This is a genomic window from Streptomyces sp. NPDC059851, from assembly GCF_042732005.1.
Lineage (GTDB): Bacteria > Actinomycetota > Actinomycetes > Streptomycetales > Streptomycetaceae > Streptomyces.
Map to the genome: position 1 here is coordinate 1 of NZ_JBHWJJ010000135.1, position 23,039 is coordinate 23,039.

Genomic DNA, 23,039 nt, shown 5'->3' on the forward strand with positions numbered 1-23,039 from the left:
CAGCGCCCGATGTGAATACCCTTCTGCTCCCGATCGGGCCTGTACCCTGCCGGCCGCGCCCCCCAGGGCTGGCTGTCCTCCCGCCCGGGGAGGACCGGCAGCCGTGCGGGCCGTTCCTGCCGGGCGTCCCTTCGGCGGGCCGCGCTCGCGCACGTACTGCAGCGCCGGCGCATCCGCCGCCCCGGCGACCGCCGTTCACCCGGACGGCGCCACCGCCGGGACCCGCCTATGCTCGGAGAAGGGGCACGTCCGAGCCCTGGAGGCGGTCATGTCCGATGCGCCCGACCCGGTCGCGGCCGATCTCGCGCTGAAGGCGCGCCACCGGGCCGTGTGGGCCATGGGTGACTACCCGTCCGTGGCCTCGCACGTCGTCCCGGAGAACGGTGCCGAACTCGTGAGGGAATGCGGCGTACGGCAGGGGGACCGCGTCCTGGACATCGCCGCGGGCGCGGGCAACGCGGCCATCCCTGCCGCTCTCGCCGGGGCGGACGTGGTGGCGAGCGACCTCACCCCAGAACTCCTCGAAGTGGGCCAGCACGTGGCCACGGTGCGCGGCGCGCACCTGGAGTGGCGGGAGGCGGACGCGGAGCACCTGCCCTTCGCGGACGGCGAGTTCGACGTCGTGATGTCCTGCTTCGGCATCATGTTCGCCCCGCACCACCAGGCGGCCGCCGACGAGATGCTCCGGGTGTGCCGCCCCGGCGGCACGGTCGGCCTCACCAACTGGACGCCGCAGGGGTTCATCGGCCGGATGTTCGCGACGATGAAGCCGTACGCGCCGCCACCGCCCCCCGGGTCCCAGCCGCCGCCGCTCTGGGGCGACGAGGAGTACGTCTACGGGCTGCTCGGCGACCGCGTCACGGACGTGGACTCCCGCCGCGCGACCGTCCGCGTGGACGCCTTCCCCGACCGCGGGGACTTCCGTACGTTCTTCAAGGCCTGCTACGGCCCGACCATCGCCGTCTACCGCTCCCTCGGCGACGATGAGGACCGGGCGGCCGCCCTGGACGGCGAACTCGACGCACTGGCCGAGGAGCACACCCGGGACGGCGTCATGGAATGGGAATACCTGTTGCTCACGGCCCACCGCACGGGTTGAAGCGGTCCGGCGTCAGAACGGGTCGATCACCACCCGGCCGGTGGAGGCGGCGCAGACGTCCCAGCGGTCCGCCGCCCGGCGCAGTTCCAGGACGACGGCCACGGGAGCGCCGTTCGGCGGGGTGAGGTCCACGTTGACCTCGGCCGTGCCGCCGCTCTCCGTGGACGAGACGATGCGGTGCTCGAAGGGTGCCGCGACGAGGCCGCGCAGCGTGGCCGTCGGATCGCCGCCCGTGCCCGTACAGCCGTTCCCGGTGCCGGCGGCGGGCGCTGCCCCGCCCCGGCCCACGGCATCGAGGTAGTCGTGCACGGTCCGGTGCAGCGGGCCCGTCCCGGAGGATCCGGTTCCTGCGAACACCACCGCCATGACGACCACCGTCACGACCAGCGGCAATGCCACGGCCAGCAGCACGAGCCCTGCCCTCGACCGTCGTTCTTCCCGCACCGAACCTCCTCGCCCCTTCACCGGCACCCGGGCGTTCCGTTCCGCTCGGCACGCGCCCTTCGCCGGGGAGGACGCACCACCTCGCCCGGCCGTTCCCCCGCAGGTCCGGCATTCGCGAACCCGCGTGGGAAGGCGTCCGGAGCTGTGGGCCGCGAGACCGGCCGGCACACGTGGCACGGCGAGGGAGCGGACCGCGCTGCACGGCCCCAAGTGGTAGTGGATCTAGGCTGCTTGCTACCGCAGCGGGCAGCGTGCCCGCGTCAATCGGAGGGAGTACAGACATGCGCACACGCCGGATCCTCGGTGCGGCCATGGCGTCCGCCGCCCTGGTCGGGACCACGCTCATCGCCGGCAGCCCGGCCGTCGCCCAGACCAACGCGGCCTCGGCGAGCTGTACGGCGCTGGCACTGGAGACCGTGGTGATACGCGACCGGATGAACGTCAACGGTAGGGGGCTCGCCCAGCTGAACAAGGGCGAGAGGGCGTCGTCGCCGTGCCAGATGTACTACGGCGGCTCGTACAGCAAGTGCGGCATCATCAGCAACCGCTGGGTGAAGGTCACGAAGCACGGCGTCACCGGATACGTGGTCGGCACCTGTGTGAAGCAGCCCGCCTGATCCGGCGGCCGGCTGAGTGGCGCGGGTCCGGGCACGACGGCGCCCGGGCCCCCGCCCCAGGTGCCGCCGGCGGAAGCAGGGCATCGGACGGGTCGCCGTGGCAGGGTGGAGTCGTGACCATCGAAGTTCGTCCGGCATCGGTCTTCGAGGACGTGAGCGCCGTGCTCGGCCCGAAGTCTCCCGGAGCCAACGTCTGCTGGTGTCTGAGCCACCGGATCCCGTCGCAGCTGAACAACGAGCTCCGCGGCCCGGCCCGCGGGGAGTACGTAGCGGAGCTGTGCCGCTCACAGCCCCCTCCGGGAGTGATCGCCTACGCCGGCGACGAGCCGGTCGGGTGGGCCGCCGTGGCACCGCGCTCGGAGACGTCCTTCGCCCGCAGCCGCACGATCCCCCGCGTCGACGACCTGCCCGTCTGGTCGCTGTGGTGCATCCGGGTCAGGCCGGGTCACCGCAAGCAGGGGATGTCGCACGCCCTCATCACCGGCGCGGTCGAGTTCGCCCGCGCCCACGGTGCACCCGCGGTGGAGGCCTATCCGCTCGACAGCGGCGACGCCCGCGTGGACCTGACGATGGCCTACCCCGGGATCCGGAAGAACTACGAACGCGCCGGCTTCGTCCACGTCGCCGACACCACCTCGGTCCTGGCCGGCCATCCGCGCGTCGTGATGCGACTCGACCTGCGCTGACGGACGGTGCTCTCACGGCCCCGGAGCACCTCGCGCTCAGTCCGGCCGAGGTCCCCGCGGCGTGCCGTGCACGGCGAAGGCCCCGGACTCCGTGGAGGAGGCCGGGGCCTTGATCGAGCGCTGGGCAGGCCTTGCACCTGCATCCCCCCACAGGAAGTGGGGTGCCTTTCCTTGGACCACCAACGCCGGTCCCACCACCGTGGTTTGCGGCGGCGAGCTCGAAATAGATAGTACCGCATTCCACACCTCACGCGGAACCACGTCCTCCGGCACCCGAGGCCCCGACGGGCTCCGCGCGGTCCCCACGCACGCTTGACCTGAACCAAACATGAGCTTTTACGGTCCTCTCAGAGCCGCGGGAACCGAACCCGGGGCCGCTTTTAAGGAGTTCGCCATGACCGAGCCCACCGCCACCGCCGAGGTCCCCGACCGCTACCGCCACGCGGTGATCCCGCACATCATGGTCGACGACGCCGCCGCGGCGATCGACTTCTACGAGCGGGCGTTCGGCGCCCACGAGGACTTCAGGCTCGACGCCCCGGGCGGCGGGATCCTGCACGCCGAGATCCGCATCGGCGGGTCGACCCTGATGCTGGGCGACGCCAGCGTGGACGAGGCGGAAGCCGCCGCCTTCGTCGCGCCGGCCTCGCTCGGCGGGGGCACGACCGTCACCCTGCACGTCTTCGTGCCGGACGTCGACAGCCTCGCCGAGCGCGCGCGGGCCGCGGGCGCCGAGATCCTCCAGCCGCCGACGGACATGTTCCACGGCGACCGCACCGTCGTCCTCAAGGACCCCTCGGGTCACATATGGGTGTTCCTGACCCACCTGGAGGACGTCTCGGAAGCGGAGATCCGCCTCCGTCTCGCCGCCGAGTGACGGTCCCGGTCTCTGGTGCTGCCGTTCGGGCCGCTCACTGGGGGATCAGGTCGATGAGGAAGCGCTGGCCCTCTCCGGAACCGCAGGGTTCCTGGACGAGTTCTGCCCCCGAGACCGCCGCACCGTCGCGTATGCCCAGGCAGAGGTCACTGCGGGAACGCCGCAAGCGGAAGCCGTCGGCCGCCGGGCCGGCGCGCTCGATCCGGAAGAGCTGTCCGTCCTCGTCGGGCTGGCAGTTCTCCCGCGGTTCCACGAACCCCTCGGCGGCACCGCTTTCGATGACGGTCAGGCAGCCCATGCCCTTGTCCACCGGGTGCTCCCACTTGAGGGTGGCCAGGCCCTCGGAGGTCGGTTGGAGGAAGGTGCGCGGGCCCGGGTCGGTGCAGGAGCGCTGCACCGCCACTTCGGAGGCGTAGCGCCCGGAGCGCTCCCGACCTGCGGTCAGGCACAGCTCCGGCGCCTGCGCGGGCCGTATGCGGGCCCAGCTCCCCGCGGACTTCAGGGGCAAGAGTCCTGCCGGCCGGCCCCCGGCCCCTCCGGCCGTCCGTGTGGTCGTGGTCAGGCCGGCGGCGATCAGCGCCACGGCCGCCGCGGCGCCCGCCAGCGCCACCGCGGCCACCGTGATCAGGGTCGGCTTCCGCCGCTTCGTCTCCTCCGGCCGCCCGTACTGCCCGGTGCTGGGGGCATCAGCGTCCGCGTCCGCGTCGGAGGACGCGTCGAGGTCTGTGCGGGGTGTCTCGGGGGCCTCCTGGGCGAGGCGCTGCCAGGCGCCGAGCCACTCCCCCAGTCGCTCCTGGTCGTCGCAGGCCCGGACGAAGGCCACCACCCACTCCCGGCGGGGGAGCGTCTGCTTGCGCAGGACGTCGGCGACCGTGCTGCGCGGGAGGACGTCGCCGCGGGCCGCCGCCCGACCTTCGAGGTCACGCAGCGTCAGGCCGGACCGCGCCTTGAGCGCCCGCAGTGCGGCGACGAAGTCCTCCGTGGTGGACGAATCGCCAGGCCGTACGAAATCTGCGTCCATCCGACCAGGGGTACCGCACGGGCCGTCGCACCGGCAACAGCGCCTGTCCGGACGTCCGGACGCCCCTCGCCGACAGGCCCTCCCGCCCCCGTCCTCCCTCCCGGCGCACGGGAAAGCAGCAGGAGAACGGCGCATTACCACCCGGCGGCGCCCCGCGCGGGGAACGGGGGGAATTCGGCCGAAATCCGGGACGCCCGGGCATGACGTGGCTACCGTTTGCCTCTCGGCGATCAAGGGGGGCGGGAATGCGCACGACGTCGTTGCTCAAAGGGGAGAACTCTGCGCTGATGACGGCACCGGTGGCGTTGGCCGTGTCGGCTCACGGGCTGGCCGTGGACGTCTCCGCGCTGCTGTTGGGAATGGACGGCAAGGTCCGCAGCGACGAAGACCTGGTCTTCTACAACCACCCGACCCAAGACGGCGTGTCCCTCGACGGCTCGACGGTCACGGCCGACCTCGCCCACATGCCGGCCGACGTCGAGCGGGTGGCGGTCGTGGCCAGCGCCGACCCCTTGCAGCCGGGGGCGGTCTTCACCCGCGCCCCGCTCGTCCTGGTCACCCAACCGGGCTCCCCTGCGCTGACCTTCACCGCTCCCGACTTCACGTCCGGGGAGACGGTCGTCGTGCTGGCTGAGCTCTACCGGCGCAGCGCCGGGTGGAAGATCCGTGCCGTGGGACAGGGCTACGCCTCGGGTCTGGCCGGTGTGGCGACCGACTACGGCGTCGACGTCGAACCCGAACCGGCTGCACCCGCCGCGCCCTCCTCCACCCAGGTGCACGGGAGTTCGGGCCCCACCGCGTCCGAGGTGAACCTGGCGAAGGTCGAACGCCTGGCCCCGGGACTGCTCTCGCCGGCACGCCAAGCCGGCAGGATCCTCGCGGACCGGAACGTCTCCGACCGGCGGGCCGCCGTGTACCTGATCCTGGATCACGACTGGCACATGGAGGAACTGTACGAGTCGTTCGCGGTGCAGGCCTTCGCGGAACGGGTCCTGGCGCTGTCGGCCAACCTCGACGACGACGGCACGGTACCCGTGATCTTCTCCAGTGGGGAGCAGCCGTTCCTGGAGGAGATCCGGCTGGACAACTACCGTCGCCGGATCGGTCAGTTGCACACCCAGGTGGACTGGGGGTGGGGCGACGTCGCCGAGGCGATGCGTCGGGCCGTGGGGCACTACCAAGAATCCGGAGCCGCCGATCCCGCCTTCATCGTGACACAGGTCGGTGACGAGCCCTTGGACAAGGCCGAAGTCCGATCGCTGCTGCAGAACACCGCGTCACTGGGCGTCTTCTGGCTGTTCGTCGGATTCGGGCGGGGCAAGCTCGCGTTCTACAAGAACCTCAACGCATCCGCCTCCGCCACCTTCACCAACGTCGCCTTCTACGACGCGACCAAGAATCCGGGATCGGTGCCCGACGAGCGGTTCTACGCCGGCCTCGTCGAGGCATTCGCCGCCTGGTTGCGGCGATGAAGCCGCTGAACCACCGGCTCAGCGACCTGCTCACCTCCCCTGGAGCCGTGCCCCACCTCCGGCGCTACTTCGGCACCGGCCCCTCGCACGACGCGCCGTTCACCGGGAGTCGTTTCGAGCACCTCGCCGGCGGCGGGGACCGACCCGCCGTGGCGAACAGGGTGACCGCCGATGACCTGATCGCCGTGCAGACCCTGTCGGTCAGGGTTCCGGCAGCGGCGGCCCTCGACCTCCTCGAAGGCGAACTTGGCACCCACATGTCCGAGTTGCTGAGCCGCATTCCCTGTGACGAGGACATGGCCGGAGCCGATGCCGCCGACCTCGCCCCCGGGTCGCCGGCGGTGACGGCCTGGGAGGTCCTCTGCGACCAGCCCGGAATCCGATGGGTCACGGCCGGCAAGCTCCTGGCCAGGAAGCGACCCCGGCTCCTGCCGGTCTACGACCAGGTCGTGCGCTGCGTCCTCGGTCGGCCGCAGTCCTTCTGGCTCGACCTCCGTGCCGCGTTGCGCGCCGACGACCACGCGCTCCAGCGCAGGCTGACGGCCCTGCGACAGGATGCGGGTCTTCCGGGGACGGTCAGCGCGCTGCGGGTCTGCGACGTGGTGCTGTGGATGCACCATCGGGTGGACCACCAGCGGGGCCGTTGTTCCTGAGGAATCAGCGGACGATCTTGAAGCCGAAGACGTACGTGCCCAGGGCGGCGGAGGTGTCGATGAACATCCGCAGCATCATCTCGGTCGCCCGGGCGGTGCGGATGCCGCCGAGGTCGAGCACGTCCCGCCAGCCGAGGGCCGTCAGCAGGTCGGTCACCGCTTCCTTGGCGGCGGCGTCGTCCCCGCTGACGAAGACCGTGTGGTCGCCGTCGCCGACCATGGCCGGGTTCGGCATGACCCCGGCGACGAGGGTGTTGAACGTCTTGACGACGCGCGCCTGCGGCAGCGCCCGCTGGAGCTGCTCGCCGAGGCTGTCGGTGTTGACGGGGTCGAGGACGGCCCCGGGGTCGGACCAGTCGTAGGGGCTGGAGACGTCCATGACGATCCGGCCCGCGAGGAGGCCGGCCAGCGGGGTGAGTGCGGCGACGCAGGAAGGTCCGTCGATGGCGTTCACCACGAGCTCGGCGCCCGGTACCGCCTCCTCGAAGGTGCGCAGCTCCAACTCCGGGCAGCGGGCGGCGAGCTGCACGTAGGAAGGGTTGCCGGCCAGGGTGGCACCGGGGTCTCGGGTGCCGACGGTCACCTCGTGCCCCAGGGCGAGGAAGGCGGGGGCGAGGGCGCGGCACACGCCGCCCGTCCCCAGCAAAGCGATCTTCATCGGTCGGGTCCTCCCCCGGACGGTCCGCGTACCCAAGATCGTATCGAACGCACCGTCCCGCAGGTGGGGGGCGGGCGCGCAGCGGCCTCCACGCCCCGGCGCGGCCGGGGTCAGGCCGCGTCGCGCCAGTAGCCCAGGCCGTGCACGCGCTGCTTGGGCAGGCCGAGGTCCTTGCGCAGGTAGCCGCTGAGGGTCCGGGTGGTGGCCGTGTCGCAGGCCAGCCACACGTACGCCGACTGCGGATCGGCCGCCAGGGCCGGCAGTTCGGCACGGATCCGCTCGACGAGGGCGGCGCCGCCGCCGGAGCGGGGGACGCGGCGGATCTCGTGCCGGTCGGGGTCGAGTCGTACCGGCAGGTCGGCGTCGGCCTCGTGCTGGGTCTCGAACCAGATGGTGGCCGGGGTCTGCGGGTAGGCGTCCAGCAGGGAGTTGATGGCCGGGAGGGAGGCGGGGTCGCCGATCACCAGCAGGCGTTCGGGGGCCGGCACGGGGGCGGTGAAGCCGGTCCCCTGCACGGTGGCCTCGATGGTGTCGCCGGGATCGGCGTTGCGGGCCCAGTCGCTGGCCACCCCGTCGTGGAGGGCGAACTCCAGGGCGAACGTGCCCGCCGCAGGGTCGGGGTCGACCAGGGTGTAGGCGCGCTGGTGCGGCTTGCCGTCGTCGTCGAACCAGAGGCGGACCCACATGGTCGGGTGGAGGGACTCGCCCGCGGCCGCGAGCAGCCCGCCGTCGGTGAACCGGACGCGGCGGTAGTGCGGGGTGACCTGCTCGGCACCCGTGACCGTGAACGTGAAGTCCTTGCCCCGCAGCAGTTTGAGGACCACACCCTCCCAACCCTTGGCGACGCCCATGTCCGCCCCTTCCCCTGAACCCCGATACAGTAAGGCGAGCCTAACCTAATGCATTTGGGCGTCAGTGTGCACACCGAGGTCCAGCACCTGCTACGAAGGAAAAGAACCGTATGAGACCCGACTCCACCGCCCTCGTTCCCCCGCGCGCGGACGTCTACACCGAGGCCGTCGAAGGCTTCGGCACCGTCCGGTTCACCCCCGTCGACCCCGCGGCCGACTCCGGCGTGCTGCACTCCTGGGTCGCCGAGGAGCGCGCAACGTTCTGGGGCATGAACGGCGCCAGCCGGGAACTGGTCCAGGAGATCTACGAGGACGTGGACCGGCGCGACACCCACCACGCCTTCATGGTCCGGCTGGACGACGAGCCGGTGGCGCTGTTCCAGACGTACCAGCCGGAGGAGGACCGGGTCAGCGAGTGCTACGAGGTGCGGGAGGGAGACATCGGCGTCCACCTGATGCTGGCCCCGGCGGCGGGCCGGCCCCGCTCCGGCTTCAGCCGCACCCTGGTCGGGTCCCTCATCCGCTTCACCTTCCGCGACCCGGCGGTCCGGCGGGCGGTCGCCGAGCCCGACGCCCGCAACGACAAGGCCCTCGCGATGCTGGACCGGCTCGGCTTCGTCCAGCACGGGGAGATCACCCTGCCGGAGATCGACCTGCCCGAGGTGTACCTCCCCGAGAAGCAGGCCGTGCTCGCCTTCCTCGACCGCCCCGAGGTGCTGCCGGCCCCGGACGCCGGCACCGGACCCGGGCAGTAGTCGCCGGCACCCACGCGTCCGCCGCGGCCTGTCCTCGCCGTCGCCACGGACGGTGTGCCGTACGGTGGCCGGGCCGTGTCGGTGCGCCGCGGGCACGGCCCGGGCGGAGGCGAGGAGGCGCCGTGGGACGGGTCGAGCACGCAGGACCGGCGGGACCGGGGAGCGGTGGGGAACCGGGGCGCCGGCAAGTGCTGGGACTCGCGGCGGCCCTCGCCGTAACGGCCTCCGCGGCGGCCCGGCCCGCAGCCGCGGCGGACGGCGGCAGCCGGCGGTGTCTCGACGTACGGGCCGAGAACCGGCGGCCCGGCGACGCGGACTGGCGGATCACCCGGGCCGGGGCCGCGCGGGCGATCGAGGGCTTCGCCGACCGCGCCTCGGTCCTGCCGGGCGAGCCGCTCCGCCTGCGGGTGTCGACGACGGCCGCCTCCTACACCGTCTCCGCCTACCGCATGGGCTGGTACGGCGGCACCCGGGCCCGCCTGGTGTGGCGTTCGCCCGAGCTGCCCGGGCGGCTCCAGCCGCCGGCCCGGGTCGACACCGCGACGCGGACGGCGTGGGCGCAGTGGCGGCAGACCGCCGAGGTCGACACCTGTGGCTGGCCGGAGGGCAGCTACTTGCTACGGCTGGACACCACGGACAGCGGCGAGCGCGCCCAGCGGTACGTTCCGCTGACGGTGCGGTCCGCGTCGGCGGCGGGCCGGGTGCTGCTGGTCAACGCGGTCGCCACCTGGCAGGCGTACAACCGGTGGGGCGGGGCCGACCTCTACAAGGGCACGACGGGCAAGAAGGCCTCACGATCGCTCGCGGTCTCCTTCGACCGGCCCTACCAGAACGCGCACGGCGCAGGCCTGTTCCTGACGTACGAAGCGCCACTGGTCACGCTCGCGGAGCGGCTCGGACTCCCGCTGGCGTACGCGACGGGGATCGACGTGGCACGCGACCGCCTGCTGCTGTGCGGGGCGGTGGCGCTGCTGTCCCCCGGGCACGACGAGTACTGGAGCCCCGAGCAGCGCCTGCGCACCACGGCGGCCCGGGACGCGGGGACGAACCTGGCGGTGTTCGGGGCGAACTGCTGTTACCGGCGCGCCCGGTTCGAGGACTCAGCGGTCGGCCCCGACCGGACCGTGGTCTGCTACAAGGAGGACTACGCCCTGGATCCGGGCTTCCGGCGCGGTCTGCCGCCGACCAACGACTTCCGGCGGGCGCCCGCGCCGGAGCCCGAGAGCAGCCTGCTGGGGGTCATCTACGACGGGTACCCGGTCGACGCCCCCTACGTGGTGACCCACCCGGGCCACTGGCTCCTGGCGGGCACCGCCGCCGCGCAGGGCGACGCGTTCGCCCACCTGGTGGGCGTCGAGTACGACCGGATCGACCTCCGGTACCCCACGCCCCGGCCGATCGAGGTGCTGGCGCACTCGCCGGTGGTGTGCAAGGGGCGGCACACGTACGCGGACACGGTGTACGCCTCCCTGCCCTCCGGGGCCGGCCTGTTCGCGACGGGCACCATGCGCTGGGTGGAAGCGCTGGACGCCACCGGGCCCGGCGGAGGGAAGGCGAACCACGGACTGGACGGCCGCGCCGGGGCGTTCACGCGGACCGTCACCGAGAACGTGCTGCGGGCGTTCGCCGCGGGCCCGGCAGGACGGGCACGGCCCGCGGTGGACAACGTGTCCCTCCATTACGGTGTTGACGGCGCCCCGACAGGAGCGGCCTCCGGCGTGTAGCCGGGGCCCGGCCGGCCGGAACGGCTACCCTCGGCGTCCGATCCGCGGACCGGCGGGATGCCGGCCCGTCGGTCCGCCCGGCCCCTTGGAGTAGGCGTTGCTCCGTCTTGCCACTGCGCTGACCCTGCTGACGACGCTGGTTTCGGGTGCGGCCTGGGCCGGTCCGCCGCCGTCCCCCGCCGACCGCGCCGCACCGGGCAACGGGACGAACGTCCTGGTCGTCGGAGTCGACAGCCGCACCGGGCTGTCGAAGGCGGAGAAGGACCGGCTGCACGTCGGGGGCGCGGGGTGCAACTGCACCGACGTGATGATGTTGGTGCACCTGTCGCAGGACACCCGCCGCGCCAGCATCGTGTCGATCCCGCGCGACTCGTACGTCGAGTACGCCGACGGCAGCGGCGTCTTCGGCAAGATCAACGGGGCGTACGCGCGCGGCCGGGGACCCCTGACCGTCAAGACCGTCGAGAAGGTGACCGGCCTGCACGTCGACCACTACCTCGAAACCGGGTTCACGGGCTTCGAGCAGGCCGTCAACAGGCTGGGCGGGGCAGCCCTTTGCACCGACAAGGCCCTCAAGGACGAGAACTCCGGCCTCGACCTGACGCCCGGCATGCACCACGCCGACGGGAACGGCGCCCTGCGCTACGTCCGGGCCCGGCACGTCGAACGACCGGGCGACCTCGGCCGCGTGCGGCGCCAACAGCGCGCCGTCTCGGACCTGCTGACCCGGCTCACCGTCGAGGGCGCCCTGGCCGACCCCCTCGCCGCGGCCGACACCGCCCGTGCCCTGCTCACCTCGGTGCGGACCGACACCGGCACCGACCTGGCCGATCTGGTGCGCCTCGGCACGGCCCTCGGGAGGCTGCGCCCGGAGCGGACGGAGTTCGTGACCGTCCCCATCAAGACCTTCGACCACCGGGTCCCCGGCGTCGGATCGACCCTCCTGTGGCACGCGGAACGCTCCCGCGCCCTGTGGGAGGCGCTGGCCGCGGACCGACCGGTCACCGGCGACCGGCGCATCCAGCCCGTCCCCGACACCCCGGCGCCCACCAACCCCGCCGGGATCAAGGTCCGGGTGGACGATGCCGCTGTGGCGGCGGCCCTGCTGGCCGGCGGGTTCGTCGTCACCGACACCTCCGCCCTCGCCCCGAAGGCCCGCCCGGCCGGTCCGCCGATGATCCGGTACGCGCCCGGGCGGGAGAGCGATGCGGCCACTGTGGCGGCGGCCCTGCCGGGAGCCCGCCGGCAGGTCGTCCCCGGCCACGACGCGTACCTGGACGTGGCCGTCGGCGCCCGCGCCGTCACCGTCAAGCAGGTCACCTACGACCGGAACGTCGCCGAGGGCGCTCCGGTCACCGCCGACCGCCTCGGCTGCCTCGCCGCCGCCCGCTGACCTGGTTCCCGTCCGGGTCACTGCCCCCCGGCCGCGGCCGGGGGCGGGGGCGGAGGCGGAGGCGCAGAGCATCCTGCCCATGGCGGGGATCGAGTCCTCGGGGGTGAACGGCGGTGTCGGGACCGTGTGCTACGCAGACTCTGGTCACCGAGGACGGCCGCCCCTCCGCCGTCGTGACCCCTGCCCCCTCACCACCAACACCCCGGCGGTGCAGATGGAGCAGCTGCTGAACTCGGCGCAGTGCGAGGGGAAATGACCTCCGGTGCTGACGTGGCCGCGGACCGCCGCGGCGACACCACGGGACGGAGGGGACTAGGATGTTGATCACAGGGCCCGGGTGCCGTTTCCCCCGTCGGTATCCGGGCCCTGCATGTCCTGTGGACACGGCAGAGGGGCTCCGGTTCTCCCGGAGCCCCTCTGCCGTGTGCGTACGGGCCCGCCCCGCCCCACCCCCGTGGGGGCAGAGCGGGCCCGGTCATGGGCGCCCGGTCACGCGGTGAACGCGGGCGGCTGCGCGGGCTCGGGGAGCTTGCGCGCCAGGTGCTTGGCCATGTCGATGACCGTGCGGTCGGCCAGGTAGGGGCCGATGATCTGGATGGCGAGGGGCAGGCCGTCGGTCGTCCGGCCCGCGGGCATGACCACGGCGGGCAGCCTGACGTGGCCGGCCAGGTTCAGCCACGCCGTCTGGTCGAAGTACGGGCGCTTCTGCCCGTCGACGGTGATGAACCGGCTCGGGACCGGGGTGGACGTCTGGTCGTCGACGCAGGTGCTGGGGACGGCCGGGGTGATGAGGACGTCGTGGTCGGTGAAGTAGTCGGCCCAGTGGCCGCGCAGCTTCTCGCGGTCCTCGTTGGCGCGCAGCCAGTCCCGGTGCCGCATGGTGCGCGAGTGCAGGAAGAGTCCGCTCGGGTCGTCGGCGGGGATCCTGTCGGCGGCGGCGACGTCGTCCGCGAAGCCGGCGTCGGTGGCGGTGGCGCTCGCCGTCGCGAACATGAGGCGCTGGAACAGCCGGTCGCTCTCGGCCAGCTGCACGGGCCGGGTGGTGTCGTCGACGGAGGCGCCGGCGGAGCGCAGGATTCCGGCGACCTCGTCGAGGAGCCGACGGATCGTTTCGTCGACGTGGCAGTACGGGTCGTCCTGCCACAGGCCGACGCGGTAGTCGGCGAGGCGGCGGCGCCGCGGCGCGGGCAGCTCGATCCGCCACGCGGCGGCTTCGGCGGGGGCCGGGGCGGCCAGGACGTCGAGGGCGACGTCGAGGTCGTCCGGGGTCCGGGCGATCGGGCCGAGGGTGAGCATGTCGGAGCTGGACAGCCAGCCCGGGGGCCGGGGGATGTGGCCGCGGGTGGGGACGATGCCGCCGCTGGGCCGCAGCGCGTACACGCCGCAGTAGGCGGCCGGGAGGCGGAGGGAGCCGGCGAGGTCGGATCCGAGTTCGAGGCTGGAGATGCCGGAGGCGACGGCCGCGGCGGGGCCGCCCGAGGATCCGCCCGCGGTCTTGGTGGCGTCGTACGGGTTCTTCGTCGTGCCGAAGAGCGGGTTCGAGGTCTGCAGGTCCTGGCACATGACCGGGACGTTGGTCTTGCCGACGATGACGGCGCCGGCGGCGCGCAGCCGGGCGACGGCGTCGGCGTCCCGGTCGGGGACGTGGTCGGTGAGGTCGGGTGCGCCGCAGGTGCTGCGCAGGCCCTTCGTCTCCAGGGCGTCCTTGACGGTGACGGGCAGGCCGTGGAGGGCGCCGAGGGGCTTGCCGGTCCTGGCCAGGTGGCGGTCGGCGGCGTCGGCCGCGGCGCGGGCCGCGTCGGCGTCCAGGGTGATGACGGCGTTGAGGCCCGGGTTGGTCCTGTCGATGTGCTGGAGGTACTGCTCCAGCAGGGCGCGGCTGGTGGTGGTGCGGCGGCGCAGTGCGGCGATCTGGTCCCGGGCGGGCGCCAGGTGCAGGGGCGTCGTCGCGGTGGCGGTGGCGGTGCCGCGGGCGCGGGCGGCCGCGGTCATGGTGGCCATGGACGCCGCCGCGGCGACGGCGGTGGAGGCGATCAGCAGGGTGCGTCGGAGGATCACGAACGGGCTCCTGAGGTGGCGCTGCGGACGTCGGATGCACTGCGGCGGTGGTCGACCGTGGGGGGTGTGAAGTACGCGGCGACCCGCTGGAGGTGCAGCAGCTCGTCCTCGGTGGTGGCGAGGGTGAGTTCGGCGTCGGCGTACTCGGCGGGGGTGTCCACGGGGTCGTCGGTCGCGTGCCGGATGAGGGCGGCACGGATCTGGTCGGCGGTGACGGCGGCGGCGAGCTCGGCGGCGGAGAGGCCTTCGCCGGCGCGGCGGGTCTCCGCCTCCGCCCTGGCGGCGGGGTCGAGGTAGCGGCGCATCAGCTTCTGGCCCTGGCGGATCTCGACGCGGCGGCGCAGCAGCGGGAAGTGGGCGCTGCGGCCGCGCAGGACGTCCTGGCCCTGGTGGGTCGGGCGGCGCAGGGTGATGCCGGGGTCGGCCTGGTCGAGTGCGGACCACAGGGGGCCCAGGCGGCGGTAGCTGAGGTGGGCGGCGGCCCAGTGACGGGCGCTGCCGGCCCGCTGGGCGAGGGTCGGGATCAGGTAGCCGATCTGGGTGAGGGTGGCGCCGATGTCGCCGCAGGCCCAGGCGAATCCGTTGAGGTGGCTGACGCTGAATCCGGTCTCGGCACCGATGACGGCCGCGATGCGGATGCCGCTGTAGCCGAGGGTGATGACGGCTCCGACGGTGACGAGGCGCAGGCTGAAGGCGATCGACGGGTTCTTGGCGGTGCGCGCGTACTTCCAGCAGGACACGGCGAGGTAGGTCTCGGCAACGCTGTACGTGCCGAAGTACAGCAGTACGTAGGCCTGGAAGACGGGGTCGTGCGCGTAGTACAGGGAGAAGTCGGTGGGCCGGGTCGTGGCCGGGGTGAGCAGGGCGAACAGCACCGCCATCGCGGCGATGACGGCGGCGGCAGCGGCGATCAGGAGACGGCTGCGGCGGCGGGCCGCGTCGAGGGGTTTCGACCAGTGTGCGAGCACGGTGGCCTGGAGGGCCAGAACGATGATCACGAAGCCCTGGGCGATCGGCACGACGACGTTCGGGACGCCGAGGAGACCGTCGATGCGCACCCACACCCAGGTGAGGGAGACGGCGTAGCTGAGCGCGGAGAAGCCGTAGGTGAAGGCCAGGGCGACGAGCGCCGGGTCGCGGCGGCTCTTGCCCAGGTCCCGTACGAGGATGAGGAACCCCGTCCCGGCGATGGCCAGGCACAGGGGGTGAAGGATGTCTTTCACGGGTCCCTGTTCGGTCAGCGCAGCAGTGTGCGGGTGATGGGGTCGGCTTCCCGGAGGTCCGGCGGCCGGGAGGTGCTCACGTGCTCCTGTAGGAGGGACCCGAGGAGTTCGGCCTCGAACTCCTCCGGCTCGTTGTAGCGGGTCCGGCCGAGGACGAGCTGGACGGTGGCGGGGTCGATGTCGGTGATGAGCCCGCCGAGGCTGCCGGCCTCCACCGAGGCGTTGCCGCGGTGACGCTTGAGCATGTGGCCGAACTCGTGCCCCACGATGATCTCGGCGTGGGCGCGGCTGATGGCGGTGTCGTAGAACACGTAGTCCGTTTCGCCCGTGGCGAGCCACAGGCCGCACGGGGCGGAGGCGTCGAGGGAGTCGGGGTCGGTCGGGTCCGAGACGAACGGCATGAGCCGGATGGACCGGCCGAGGTACTCCTCCATGAAGGGCACCAGCTCCAGGACGCTGTCGACCGCGGGCAGGCCGAGGTTCCCGACGAACTCCCGGCTCCGGCGCTCGACCTCGTGGGCCTCGTCGGCCTTGCGGACGGTGCCGCGGCTACGACGGCTGAGCCACATGGGGGTTCCTCCTCTCCTGGCGACGTCGGCCGCTGCTCAAGGCAGTTCCCTCTCGGGGTCGGCGGGCAGACCTTCCTCTTTGCGTACGGCTTCGAGCGCTGCCAACACCTTGCGCTGGCCGGCGGCGGAGACGCCCATCGCACGGAGGGCGATCTGTTCGACGCCGTTCTCCTTGAGCTTGCGCAGGATCTCGAACTGGGTGGTGACCTTCCGGGTGACCTCGTCCTCGACGAAGTAGGCGGCCTCCACGCCGAAGAACCGGGCGAGGAGCGGGACCATGGTGATGGTCGGGGTGCGCTTGCCGGCGCGGAGCAGACTGATGTGGGACCGGGTGTAGCTGTCCTCGCCGTACGACGAGATGGTGCGGGCCACGTGGGCGTTGGTGTATTCCTCCGCGCCCGGCGGGCGCACCCGGTCGAACAGGAAGTTGAGGCGTTCGCAGAAGGGAGCGCCGGCACCCGGGATCGGGACCGCAGCGGAGGCCCGGCCCGGCCCGGACGTGTCCGGTCCGTCGGGTCCGTGTGCTGATTCCGCCACTGCCTGCTACCCCTCCCTTCCGCAGGCGTGACTATAGTTGACGCCCGTTGTGCGTAACTATAGTTGACGGATCGAAACCTGCAAGCGGTCATCCGAATGCCCTGCCGGGTCGCGGCGTCCGAGGGCCCCCTTTCCGCGTTGACTGGTCGCATGCGAAAGACTCCCCAAAAGCAGAAGCAGAAGCAGGGGCGCACGGCCGGGCGCGCGCTGGCCGGCGCCGTGGCGGTGGCGGCTCTGTGCACGGCGGGCTGCTCGAACGGCGACACCCCCGCGGAGGTCGCGTCCAGGGCGGCGTCGGCCGTGGCGTCCGCCGGTGCGGAGGTCTCTGCGGCCGCGTCCAGGGCCGCGGACACGGCGGCTTCGGCCGCCGCCGAGGCCCGGAGCAAACTCGACGGGATCAAGGGCGGCGTGAACGCGAAGGAGGCCGTCACCCTCGGGACCGCGTCCACCGACGCGAACGGGACCACGGTGGTGCCGGTGACGGTGGACAACACCGACGACTCGACCAAGTCCTTCGCGGTACAGGTGAACTTCAAGGACGACGGGGGCAACGTCGTGGACGTGGTCGTGGTGACCGTCGACAACGTGGCCGGGAAGGCCAAGGGCGAGGGCACGGCACGCAGCACGCACCAGCTGTCGGGCAAGATCACCCCGGAGACCGCCAGGGCCGTGCGCTACTGACGCGGCACCGGGCGGCGCCCCCACACGGTGAGCATGCCGGGGCCCAGCTCGGCGAGGGCGGGCGAGGCCAGGTAGGTGAGGGCCCCGTCGAGGGTGGCGGCATCGAGGCGGCCCGCCAGCAGGTCGGGCCGCATCCGCTCCCAGGTCCCGCTCCAGAAGGCGGCGAGGGGGGAACCCGGTGTGAGGGGCGGGCACACCAGCTCCGCGGCGACCCCCTCCAGGCCCGCGGCGCGCAGGACGTGCGGGTGGGCGCGTACGGCTGCGATGTCGGTGCCGATGGTCTCGGCGAGCGTCCGCCACACGGCGTCCAGGGTGCGACGGTAGGCGGAGTGCGGGTCGGCGGGGTCGGGAACGTCGGCGGCGTCACTGAGGACGAGGTACCCGCCGGGGTTGAGGCGCTCGACGAGGAGGGGGACCAGATCCCGGCGTTCGGGAAGGTGCACGAGCACGAACCGGGCGTGGACCAGGTCGAAGGTGCCGAGGTCCGGCTCTGCGGCGAGCCGGGTGAGATCCGCTTCGCGGACGCGCAGTCGAGGGCCGGCGAACGGGGCCAGCCGGCCGGTGTCACGGTCGAGGGCGACGACCTCGTCGACTCCGGCCTCCTCGGCGAGCCAGCGGGCCACGGTCCCGGTTCCCGCGCCGGCATCCAAGCACCGCCAGCCGGGGCCGACTCCGAGACTGCGCAACCGGGCACGGGTCAGCGGGTCGTAGACGAGCGCGGCGTGGTCGATCCGCTCCCCCTCCTGCGGGTGTTCCGGCCGGAAGAGGGCCTCGCCGTACCGGCCGGGGCCCTCGTCCGGCGTGCTGCCCGCGGATCCGGGCGGGTGCTCCTCGCGTCCGGGTGCCACCGCCTGCTCCTTCCTCCCGGGCGCGGTACCCGCCCGGCCCTCCAGGGTGGCCGCCGGGTCGCAGGGCCGCCGGGATTGGGCTGGGCGGGGGCGTGGCTACGGTCCGGGACGGAAGCGGTTAGGGGGCGCGGGAGCGGTCAGGGGCGCGGGAGCTCGCGGGTCAGCTTCGACTGCCAGGGACACCAGGTCGACCGGGGCAGGAGCGCGCCGCCCACCTCGTCGAGGTGGTCGTCGACGTACGCGATGCTCGCGTCGCACACCTCCATGGCCATGCCGAAGAAGGCCACCGAGTTGGGGTCGAGGTGGTACTTCCACGGCTTGTTGTACGCGGCGGGCGTCTTGACGATCGTTCCCATGACGCCCACGTTCTCCGTGTCCACGCCCCTCAATATGTCCCGGGCCTGGCGGACCTTGGCGGGGTCGGTGAGCTTGATGACGAACGTGTCCGTGCCGTCCGTGAACTCGAAGTAGCGCGCCGGCCCGGCCGTGACCTGCGCTCCGGTCTCGCCGCCCTGCGCGGCCTGTGCGGGCTGGGCCCAGGCCAGGGCGAGCAGTGAGACCGCCGCGAGCGTGCCGGCCTTGGTGGTGGTGCGTCGCATGACTGATACCTCCGGTGCGGGTGGGTCGTGCGGGCTGCGTGTGCAACCCGTATGCGGCGAACCGTAGTCACGAAGTGGACACAGTGGTCGCTTGTCGCTCAAAAATGCCCTAAAGGACATCATCGAGGCTCAAATGGCCCCTGTCCGGGCTTGATTGCGGGCACCGTAGGCTCCTGCCATGAACCACGGCACCGGCACCGTCCTGCTCCTCCATCCACCCCGGACGTCCACGGCGGAGCTGCTCGGACAGGCGGCGGTCTGGCGCGGGTACGAGGTCGTCGACCGTGCCGCCGGGGCCCCCGGCCGTCGGACGCACTGGTACGGGGGCCCGCTCGCCGCCGACCGACTGGGCGGTTCGCTCGGCCTCGGGCTCCTCGAACCCGCCGACGACTGGCTGACGACGGTGCCGTACGCGCTGCTCGGGCGCTCCGTCCGGCTCACGACCCTCGGCGAGGCGCGTTCCCTGGCGGAGCGGACGTTCGTGAAACCGCCCTCCTCGAAGATCGAGGCGCTTCCCGCCGCCGTGTACGAGGACGGCTCCCGGCTACCGGACGGCCTTGACGGGGCGACGCCCGTACTGGTCAGCTCAGTGGTCGAGTTCGCCGCCGAGTACCGGCTGTTCGTGCTCGACGGCGAGGTCCGCGCGGGCAGCCGCTACGCGGTGTACGGGCGCCCCGATCCCGCACCGCTGGAGCCAGGGGTCCTCGGCTTCGCCCGGGAGGTGCTGGGCGCCACGGCGGAGGACCTGCCGAGCGGGGTGTGCCTCGACGTGGGGCGGCTCGCCGGCGGCGGCTGGGCGGTGGTGGAGGCCAACATGCCGTGGTTCGCGCACTGTTACGCCGCCGAGCCCGACCACGTCCTGGACGTCGTCCTGCGCGCCGCGGGACCGAGGGAGGACCTCCGCGACCGGGACCTGCGGTTCCTGCGCGGCACCACGGGCGGCCCGGCGGGCATTCCGGGCTGAGTTCCCGAACGCCCCTGCGGCGGTGTGTCGTCAGTGGCCGCGGCTAGTGTTCCGGCAACTGGTCGAGCGGGGGAAGTGGAGGGCACGTGCAGGGCTGGGAACATGTCGGGGACGGTCCGGTCGAGCCGCGCGAGAAGGAAGGGAACGAGCAGGCCGGCGGGAGTGGGGCCGGCGCCCCGGGATCCGCGGCCGCATCCGGCCCCCGTCCCGGGGCGGACCCTGATGGCGCGCCGGAGACCACGGCTGACCCGCAGGCGTGCGCGGCAGCGCGGACGGCGCCGGTCCGGCTCGACGAGGACGCCTTCGAGCTCCCCGACACCTGGAAGCGGAACGTCCTCCCGCGGCGCGGCGGGAAGTTCCGGCCGGTGTCCGCGTCGGCGACCGCGCCCGCCCGGACCGATGCCTGGCTGGAGCAGGAGTCCGAACAGGTCGCCCGGGTCCTGGACTTCCGGGAGAGCGATCCGGTACTCGTCGCGGCGGCCCGCGCCCACCTGGCCGGGACGCCCGACCCGCTCGGCGCCGCCGTCCTGGCACACCTCGTCCGCGCCGGTCACGGCGGCAGCGACCGCGAGCTGTTCGTGGACGCCTGGGCCGTCCGGTACGGCCTGCCGTTCGCCGCCCGTGCCGCCGTCGAGTTCGGTCAGATCGCGCCCGGCTGGTACGCCGTGCACTCCGGCGTGACGGTCACGGGTGTCCGCTGGATCACCGGGACCAAGGGCTGGAGCCATGGCCGGGCCCCCGTCGCCGGACGCGCCCGGCAGCTCCTCGCGAGTGCCCCGAGGCCGACTACAGGGCCGCTGTCGAGGCGCTGGCCGGGCACCGCGACACCCTGCGCCGCCGTATCAACGTCAGCTTCGTCGTCCCCGGCGAGCTGGGCTGGGTCGACGAGTGCTGCGCCGACCGGCTCCCCTCCCACAACGGCTTCCACACCGAGCTGTTCCTGCTCGCCGCCTCCCTCGGCACCCCCGAGCACGTCGCCGCGGTCCGGGCCGCCGGCTTCGACCTCGGCTGGCACGGCTGGTCCACGCAGCTCATCGCGACGTGCGCCGACGGCCTCGGAGCGGCCCTCGCCCCGCTCCTCGCCGATGCGCTCAACAGCTCCTGGGCCGACGCCGAAGACCTGCGCACGCATTCCGAAGCCCTCGTCGAACTCCCCGGCGACGCGGCCTTCCGGGCCCTGCTCGGCCGGATGGACAACCGGACGGTCCGGCCCGCCCTGCTGGCCGCCGCCCGCCGCTATCCGGTGCGCGCCATGCGCCTGCTCGCGCAGAGCACCCGGGGAACCTCCGCGAACGCGTCCCTGGCCCGCCGCATGCTGACGGCGCACGTGGCCGCGCACCGCGAGCTCGCCCTCGCCGTCCTGCCCGAACTGCCCGCCGGCGCCGCCGACGTCGTCGGCCCGTTGGCCCGACGCGAGGGGCAGCTCGCCGTGGCGGACGCCACCGCCCTGCCCGAGGTCCTCACCAGCCCGCCGTGGGCCCGCGTACGCCGCACCAAGCCCCGTACGGTCACCGGGCTGAGCGCCCCCGATGACACCCGCACGGCCTGGCTGCCCGGCGAACAGGAGGAGTGGGCCGCCGCCGAGAACCACATCGCGGGCTGGGCCGCACACCTGGACCTGACGGAGCTCGCCGCCCGGGCGCGGGCGGGCCGGCTGCAGGGCGACTACCAGGCCCTCGTCCTGCTCACGAGGGGCCCCGTCGACGTCGTCCGTCCGGTCCTCGCCGCCTGGGACGCCCACGACTGGACCCACGAGGGCGCCGACGACTTCATGACGCTGATCGCCCGTCACGGAGCGGACGCCCTCCGGATGGTCCTCGGCGTCGCGGCCCGGCTGCCCGCCACCATGGGCGTCCTGCTCATGCCGTACGTCGACCTGCGCACGGCCCGACTCATGGCGGACTGGCTGGTCCGGCTCAAGTCCGCCGGACGCACCGCGCACGCCTGGTTCACCCGGCACGCCGGGGACGCCGCCGCCCTGCTCGTCCCCGACGCCCTCGGGAAGCCCGGCAAGCCCCGTACGGCCGCCGAGGCGGCGCTCCGGACGATCGCCGCCGCGCACGGCCCGGACACGGTCCGGGAGGCCGCCGCCGCGTACGGCTCGCGGGCCGTCGAGGCGATCGGCGTACTCCTCGACGCCGATCCGCTGGTGATCGCACTGCCCGCCAAGACGGTCGAACCCGGCAGCTGGGCCGACCCCGCCGCCCTCCCGCAGCTGAAGCTGCGCAGCGGCGAGGCCCTGCCGGCCGAGGCCACCGGGCACCTGCTCCGCATGATGGCGTTCAGCACCCCCCACAGCCCGTATCCGGGCGTGGAGCAGGTGCGGGAGATCGCCGATCCCGCCTCGTTCGCCGAGTTCGGCAGGGCCGTGTTCGACGAGTGGCGGATCGCCGGCATGCCGGCCGACGACGCCTGGGCGCTGCACCAGCTCGGCGGCATCGGTGACGACGACACCGTCCGGCTGCTCAGCCCGATCATCTGCAACTGGCCCGGGGAAGGCGCCCACCACCGGGCCGTCGACGGCCTCGACGTGCTCGCCGCGATCGGCACCGACACCGCCCTGCTCAGCCTGCACGACATCACGCAGCGGGCGAAGTCCAAGGCCCTCAAGGCCCGCGCCGGCGAGAAGGTACCCGAGGTCGCGGCCGGTCTCGGTCTGACCGGCGAGCAGCTGGCCGACCGGCTGGTGCCCTACTGCGGTCTCGACGCGGACGGCAGCACCGTCATCGACTACGGCAGCCGCCGGTTCACCGTCGGCTTCGACGAACAGCTGGGGCCGTACGCGGCCGACGCCGCCGGCGAGCGCCTCACGGTCCTGCCCGAGCCGGGGGTGAAGGACGACCCGGAGCTCGCTCCCGCCGAGCGCAAGCGGTTCGCCGCCCTGAAGAAGGAGGTGCGGGCCGTCGCCGCCGACCAGGTGCGCCGTCTGGAGGCCGCCATGGTCGACGGCCGCACCTGGACCGCCGAGGAGTTCCACGAGCTGTTCGTCGAGCACCCGCTGGTGGGGCACCTGGCCCGCCGCCTGGTGTGGCGGGCCGTCGTCGGTGACTCGGCCGTCGAGTTCCGGATCGCCGAGGACCGCAGCCTCGCCGACGCCGAGGACGACGGCTTCACGCTCGGCGCGGACGCCGTCCTCAGCCTGCCGCACCCGCTGCAGCTGGGCGTCGACGCGGTGGCCGCCTGGTCGGCGCTGTTCGCCGACCTCGGGATCGTGCAGCCGTTCCCGCAGCTCGTCCGGGCAGCGCACCCGGTCGCCTAGGAAGAGGCCGCCCCGGACCGGACCGGGCTGGCGACCAGCGGGGCCCTGGTG

At 73.2% G+C, this 23,039-nt stretch carries 23 protein-coding genes; 12 read left to right on the forward strand and 11 right to left on the reverse strand.

Annotation, left to right across the window (positions count from 1 at the left end):
- Nucleotides 1–268 precede the first annotated feature (268 nt).
- Entirely contained in the window at nucleotides 269–1,099 is an 831-nt protein-coding gene (locus ACFV7Q_RS31740; RefSeq protein WP_385433740.1) for a class I SAM-dependent methyltransferase, read from the forward strand.
- A 12-nt stretch (nucleotides 1,100–1,111) separates the two neighbouring features.
- Here the strand turns inward: ACFV7Q_RS31740 and ACFV7Q_RS31745 are convergent, their stop codons facing one another.
- Entirely contained in the window at nucleotides 1,112–1,543 is a 432-nt protein-coding gene (locus ACFV7Q_RS31745) for a hypothetical protein (protein ID WP_385433742.1), read from the reverse strand.
- Nucleotides 1,544–1,824: 281 nt separating this feature from the next.
- Here ACFV7Q_RS31745 and ACFV7Q_RS31750 point away from each other — a divergent pair, with 281 nt between their 5' ends.
- The 3 genes from ACFV7Q_RS31750 (at nucleotide 1,825) to ACFV7Q_RS31760 (ending at nucleotide 3,723) form a co-directional block, all read left to right on the forward strand.
- Nucleotides 1,825–2,160 (forward strand): hypothetical protein, encoded by a 336-nt coding sequence (locus ACFV7Q_RS31750; protein ID WP_385433744.1) that lies wholly within the window; start codon nucleotides 1,825–1,827, stop codon nucleotides 2,158–2,160.
- A 113-nt stretch (nucleotides 2,161–2,273) separates the two neighbouring features.
- Nucleotides 2,274–2,846, forward strand: a complete 573-nt coding sequence (locus ACFV7Q_RS31755; RefSeq protein ID WP_385433745.1) for a GNAT family N-acetyltransferase — start codon at nucleotides 2,274–2,276, stop codon at nucleotides 2,844–2,846.
- A gap of 394 nt (nucleotides 2,847–3,240) precedes the next feature.
- Nucleotides 3,241–3,723: a VOC family protein gene (locus ACFV7Q_RS31760; RefSeq protein WP_385433747.1), complete on the forward strand. Its 483-nt coding sequence runs from the start codon at nucleotides 3,241–3,243 to the stop codon at nucleotides 3,721–3,723.
- Nucleotides 3,724–3,757: 34 nt separating this feature from the next.
- Here the strand turns inward: ACFV7Q_RS31760 and ACFV7Q_RS31765 are convergent, their stop codons facing one another.
- Nucleotides 3,758–4,744: an RICIN domain-containing protein gene (locus ACFV7Q_RS31765; RefSeq protein ID WP_385433749.1), complete on the reverse strand. Its 987-nt coding sequence runs from the start codon at nucleotides 4,742–4,744 to the stop codon at nucleotides 3,758–3,760.
- A gap of 287 nt (nucleotides 4,745–5,031) precedes the next feature.
- Here ACFV7Q_RS31765 and ACFV7Q_RS31770 point away from each other — a divergent pair, with 287 nt between their 5' ends.
- Together ACFV7Q_RS31770 and ACFV7Q_RS31775 are read left to right on the forward strand one after the other, a co-directional pair.
- Nucleotides 5,032–6,216 carry a VWA domain-containing protein gene (locus ACFV7Q_RS31770; RefSeq protein ID WP_385433751.1) on the forward strand — a complete coding sequence of 395 codons (1,185 nt, stop codon included), beginning with the start codon at nucleotides 5,032–5,034 and terminating at the stop codon, nucleotides 6,214–6,216.
- Entirely contained in the window at nucleotides 6,213–6,869 is a 657-nt protein-coding gene (locus ACFV7Q_RS31775) for a DUF6308 family protein (protein WP_385433753.1), read from the forward strand. Before ACFV7Q_RS31770 ends, ACFV7Q_RS31775 begins: the two co-directional genes overlap by 4 nt.
- 4 nt (nucleotides 6,870–6,873) lie before the next feature.
- Here ACFV7Q_RS31775 and ACFV7Q_RS31780 read toward each other — a convergent pair whose 3' ends face one another.
- Nucleotides 6,874–7,527, reverse strand: a complete 654-nt coding sequence (locus ACFV7Q_RS31780; RefSeq protein ID WP_385433755.1) for an NADPH-dependent F420 reductase — start codon at nucleotides 7,525–7,527, stop codon at nucleotides 6,874–6,876.
- Between the two features lie 110 nt (nucleotides 7,528–7,637).
- Nucleotides 7,638–8,378, reverse strand: coding sequence for a siderophore-interacting protein (locus tag ACFV7Q_RS31785; protein WP_385433757.1), 741 nt, complete (start codon nucleotides 8,376–8,378; stop codon nucleotides 7,638–7,640).
- A gap of 110 nt (nucleotides 8,379–8,488) precedes the next feature.
- Here ACFV7Q_RS31785 and ACFV7Q_RS31790 point away from each other — a divergent pair, with 110 nt between their 5' ends.
- From ACFV7Q_RS31790 to ACFV7Q_RS31800, 3 genes are all read left to right on the forward strand, one after another.
- On the forward strand, nucleotides 8,489–9,133 hold the full coding sequence (locus ACFV7Q_RS31790; RefSeq protein WP_385433759.1) for a GNAT family N-acetyltransferase: 645 nt from the start codon (nucleotides 8,489–8,491) through the stop codon (nucleotides 9,131–9,133).
- Nucleotides 9,134–9,321: 188 nt separating this feature from the next.
- Nucleotides 9,322–10,857 (forward strand): N,N-dimethylformamidase beta subunit family domain-containing protein, encoded by a 1,536-nt coding sequence (locus ACFV7Q_RS31795; RefSeq protein WP_385433761.1) that lies wholly within the window; start codon nucleotides 9,322–9,324, stop codon nucleotides 10,855–10,857.
- 97 nt (nucleotides 10,858–10,954) lie between these two features.
- The gene (locus tag ACFV7Q_RS31800; protein ID WP_385433764.1) at nucleotides 10,955–12,250 is read left to right on the forward strand and encodes an LCP family protein; all 1,296 of its coding nucleotides are present in this window, start codon (nucleotides 10,955–10,957) and stop codon (nucleotides 12,248–12,250) included.
- A 489-nt stretch (nucleotides 12,251–12,739) separates the two neighbouring features.
- On the opposite strand, the gene ACFV7Q_RS31805 is transcribed toward ACFV7Q_RS31800, so the two are convergent.
- From ACFV7Q_RS31805 to ACFV7Q_RS31820, 4 genes are read right to left on the reverse strand one after another with little or no spacing between them, the layout of a single operon-like run.
- Nucleotides 12,740–14,308 (reverse strand): amidase, encoded by a 1,569-nt coding sequence (locus ACFV7Q_RS31805; RefSeq protein WP_385433766.1) that lies wholly within the window; start codon nucleotides 14,306–14,308, stop codon nucleotides 12,740–12,742.
- Nucleotides 14,305–15,531: an MAB_1171c family putative transporter gene (locus ACFV7Q_RS31810; protein WP_385433768.1), complete on the reverse strand. Its 1,227-nt coding sequence runs from the start codon at nucleotides 15,529–15,531 to the stop codon at nucleotides 14,305–14,307. The genes ACFV7Q_RS31805 and ACFV7Q_RS31810 overlap by 4 nt, the downstream gene beginning before the upstream one ends.
- A gap of 14 nt (nucleotides 15,532–15,545) precedes the next feature.
- Nucleotides 15,546–16,100 (reverse strand): hypothetical protein, encoded by a 555-nt coding sequence (locus ACFV7Q_RS31815; RefSeq protein WP_385433770.1) that lies wholly within the window; start codon nucleotides 16,098–16,100, stop codon nucleotides 15,546–15,548.
- Nucleotides 16,101–16,136: 36 nt separating this feature from the next.
- A complete protein-coding gene (locus tag ACFV7Q_RS31820) occupies nucleotides 16,137–16,637 on the reverse strand; it encodes a hypothetical protein (RefSeq protein WP_385433772.1) in 501 nt (166 codons plus the stop codon).
- Between the two features lie 150 nt (nucleotides 16,638–16,787).
- Between ACFV7Q_RS31820 and ACFV7Q_RS31825 the strand changes: the two genes are divergently transcribed.
- Nucleotides 16,788–17,318, forward strand: a complete 531-nt coding sequence (locus tag ACFV7Q_RS31825) for a hypothetical protein (RefSeq protein WP_385433774.1) — start codon at nucleotides 16,788–16,790, stop codon at nucleotides 17,316–17,318.
- On the opposite strand, the gene ACFV7Q_RS31830 is transcribed toward ACFV7Q_RS31825, so the two are convergent.
- Both ACFV7Q_RS31830 and ACFV7Q_RS31835 read right to left on the reverse strand, forming a co-directional pair.
- Nucleotides 17,312–18,166 (reverse strand): class I SAM-dependent methyltransferase, encoded by an 855-nt coding sequence (locus tag ACFV7Q_RS31830; RefSeq protein WP_385433776.1) that lies wholly within the window; start codon nucleotides 18,164–18,166, stop codon nucleotides 17,312–17,314. The two genes, ACFV7Q_RS31825 and ACFV7Q_RS31830, sit on opposite strands and share 7 nt — an antisense overlap.
- 137 nt (nucleotides 18,167–18,303) lie before the next feature.
- Nucleotides 18,304–18,765, reverse strand: a complete 462-nt coding sequence (locus ACFV7Q_RS31835) for a calmodulin-binding protein (RefSeq protein WP_385433778.1) — start codon at nucleotides 18,763–18,765, stop codon at nucleotides 18,304–18,306.
- 178 nt (nucleotides 18,766–18,943) lie between these two features.
- Here ACFV7Q_RS31835 and ACFV7Q_RS31840 point away from each other — a divergent pair, with 178 nt between their 5' ends.
- Nucleotides 18,944–19,729 carry an ATP-grasp domain-containing protein gene (locus ACFV7Q_RS31840; RefSeq protein ID WP_385433780.1) on the forward strand — a complete coding sequence of 262 codons (786 nt, stop codon included), beginning with the start codon at nucleotides 18,944–18,946 and terminating at the stop codon, nucleotides 19,727–19,729.
- Nucleotides 19,730–20,369: 640 nt separating this feature from the next.
- Here ACFV7Q_RS31840 and ACFV7Q_RS31845 read toward each other — a convergent pair.
- On the reverse strand, nucleotides 20,370–20,861 hold the full coding sequence (locus ACFV7Q_RS31845; protein WP_385433782.1) for a hypothetical protein: 492 nt from the start codon (nucleotides 20,859–20,861) through the stop codon (nucleotides 20,370–20,372).
- 57 nt (nucleotides 20,862–20,918) lie between these two features.
- On the opposite strand from ACFV7Q_RS31845, the gene ACFV7Q_RS31850 reads away from it, so the two are divergent.
- The gene (locus tag ACFV7Q_RS31850) at nucleotides 20,919–22,988 is read left to right on the forward strand and encodes a DUF4132 domain-containing protein (RefSeq protein WP_385433784.1); all 2,070 of its coding nucleotides are present in this window, start codon (nucleotides 20,919–20,921) and stop codon (nucleotides 22,986–22,988) included.
- Nucleotides 22,989–23,039: the final 51 nt, after the last annotated feature.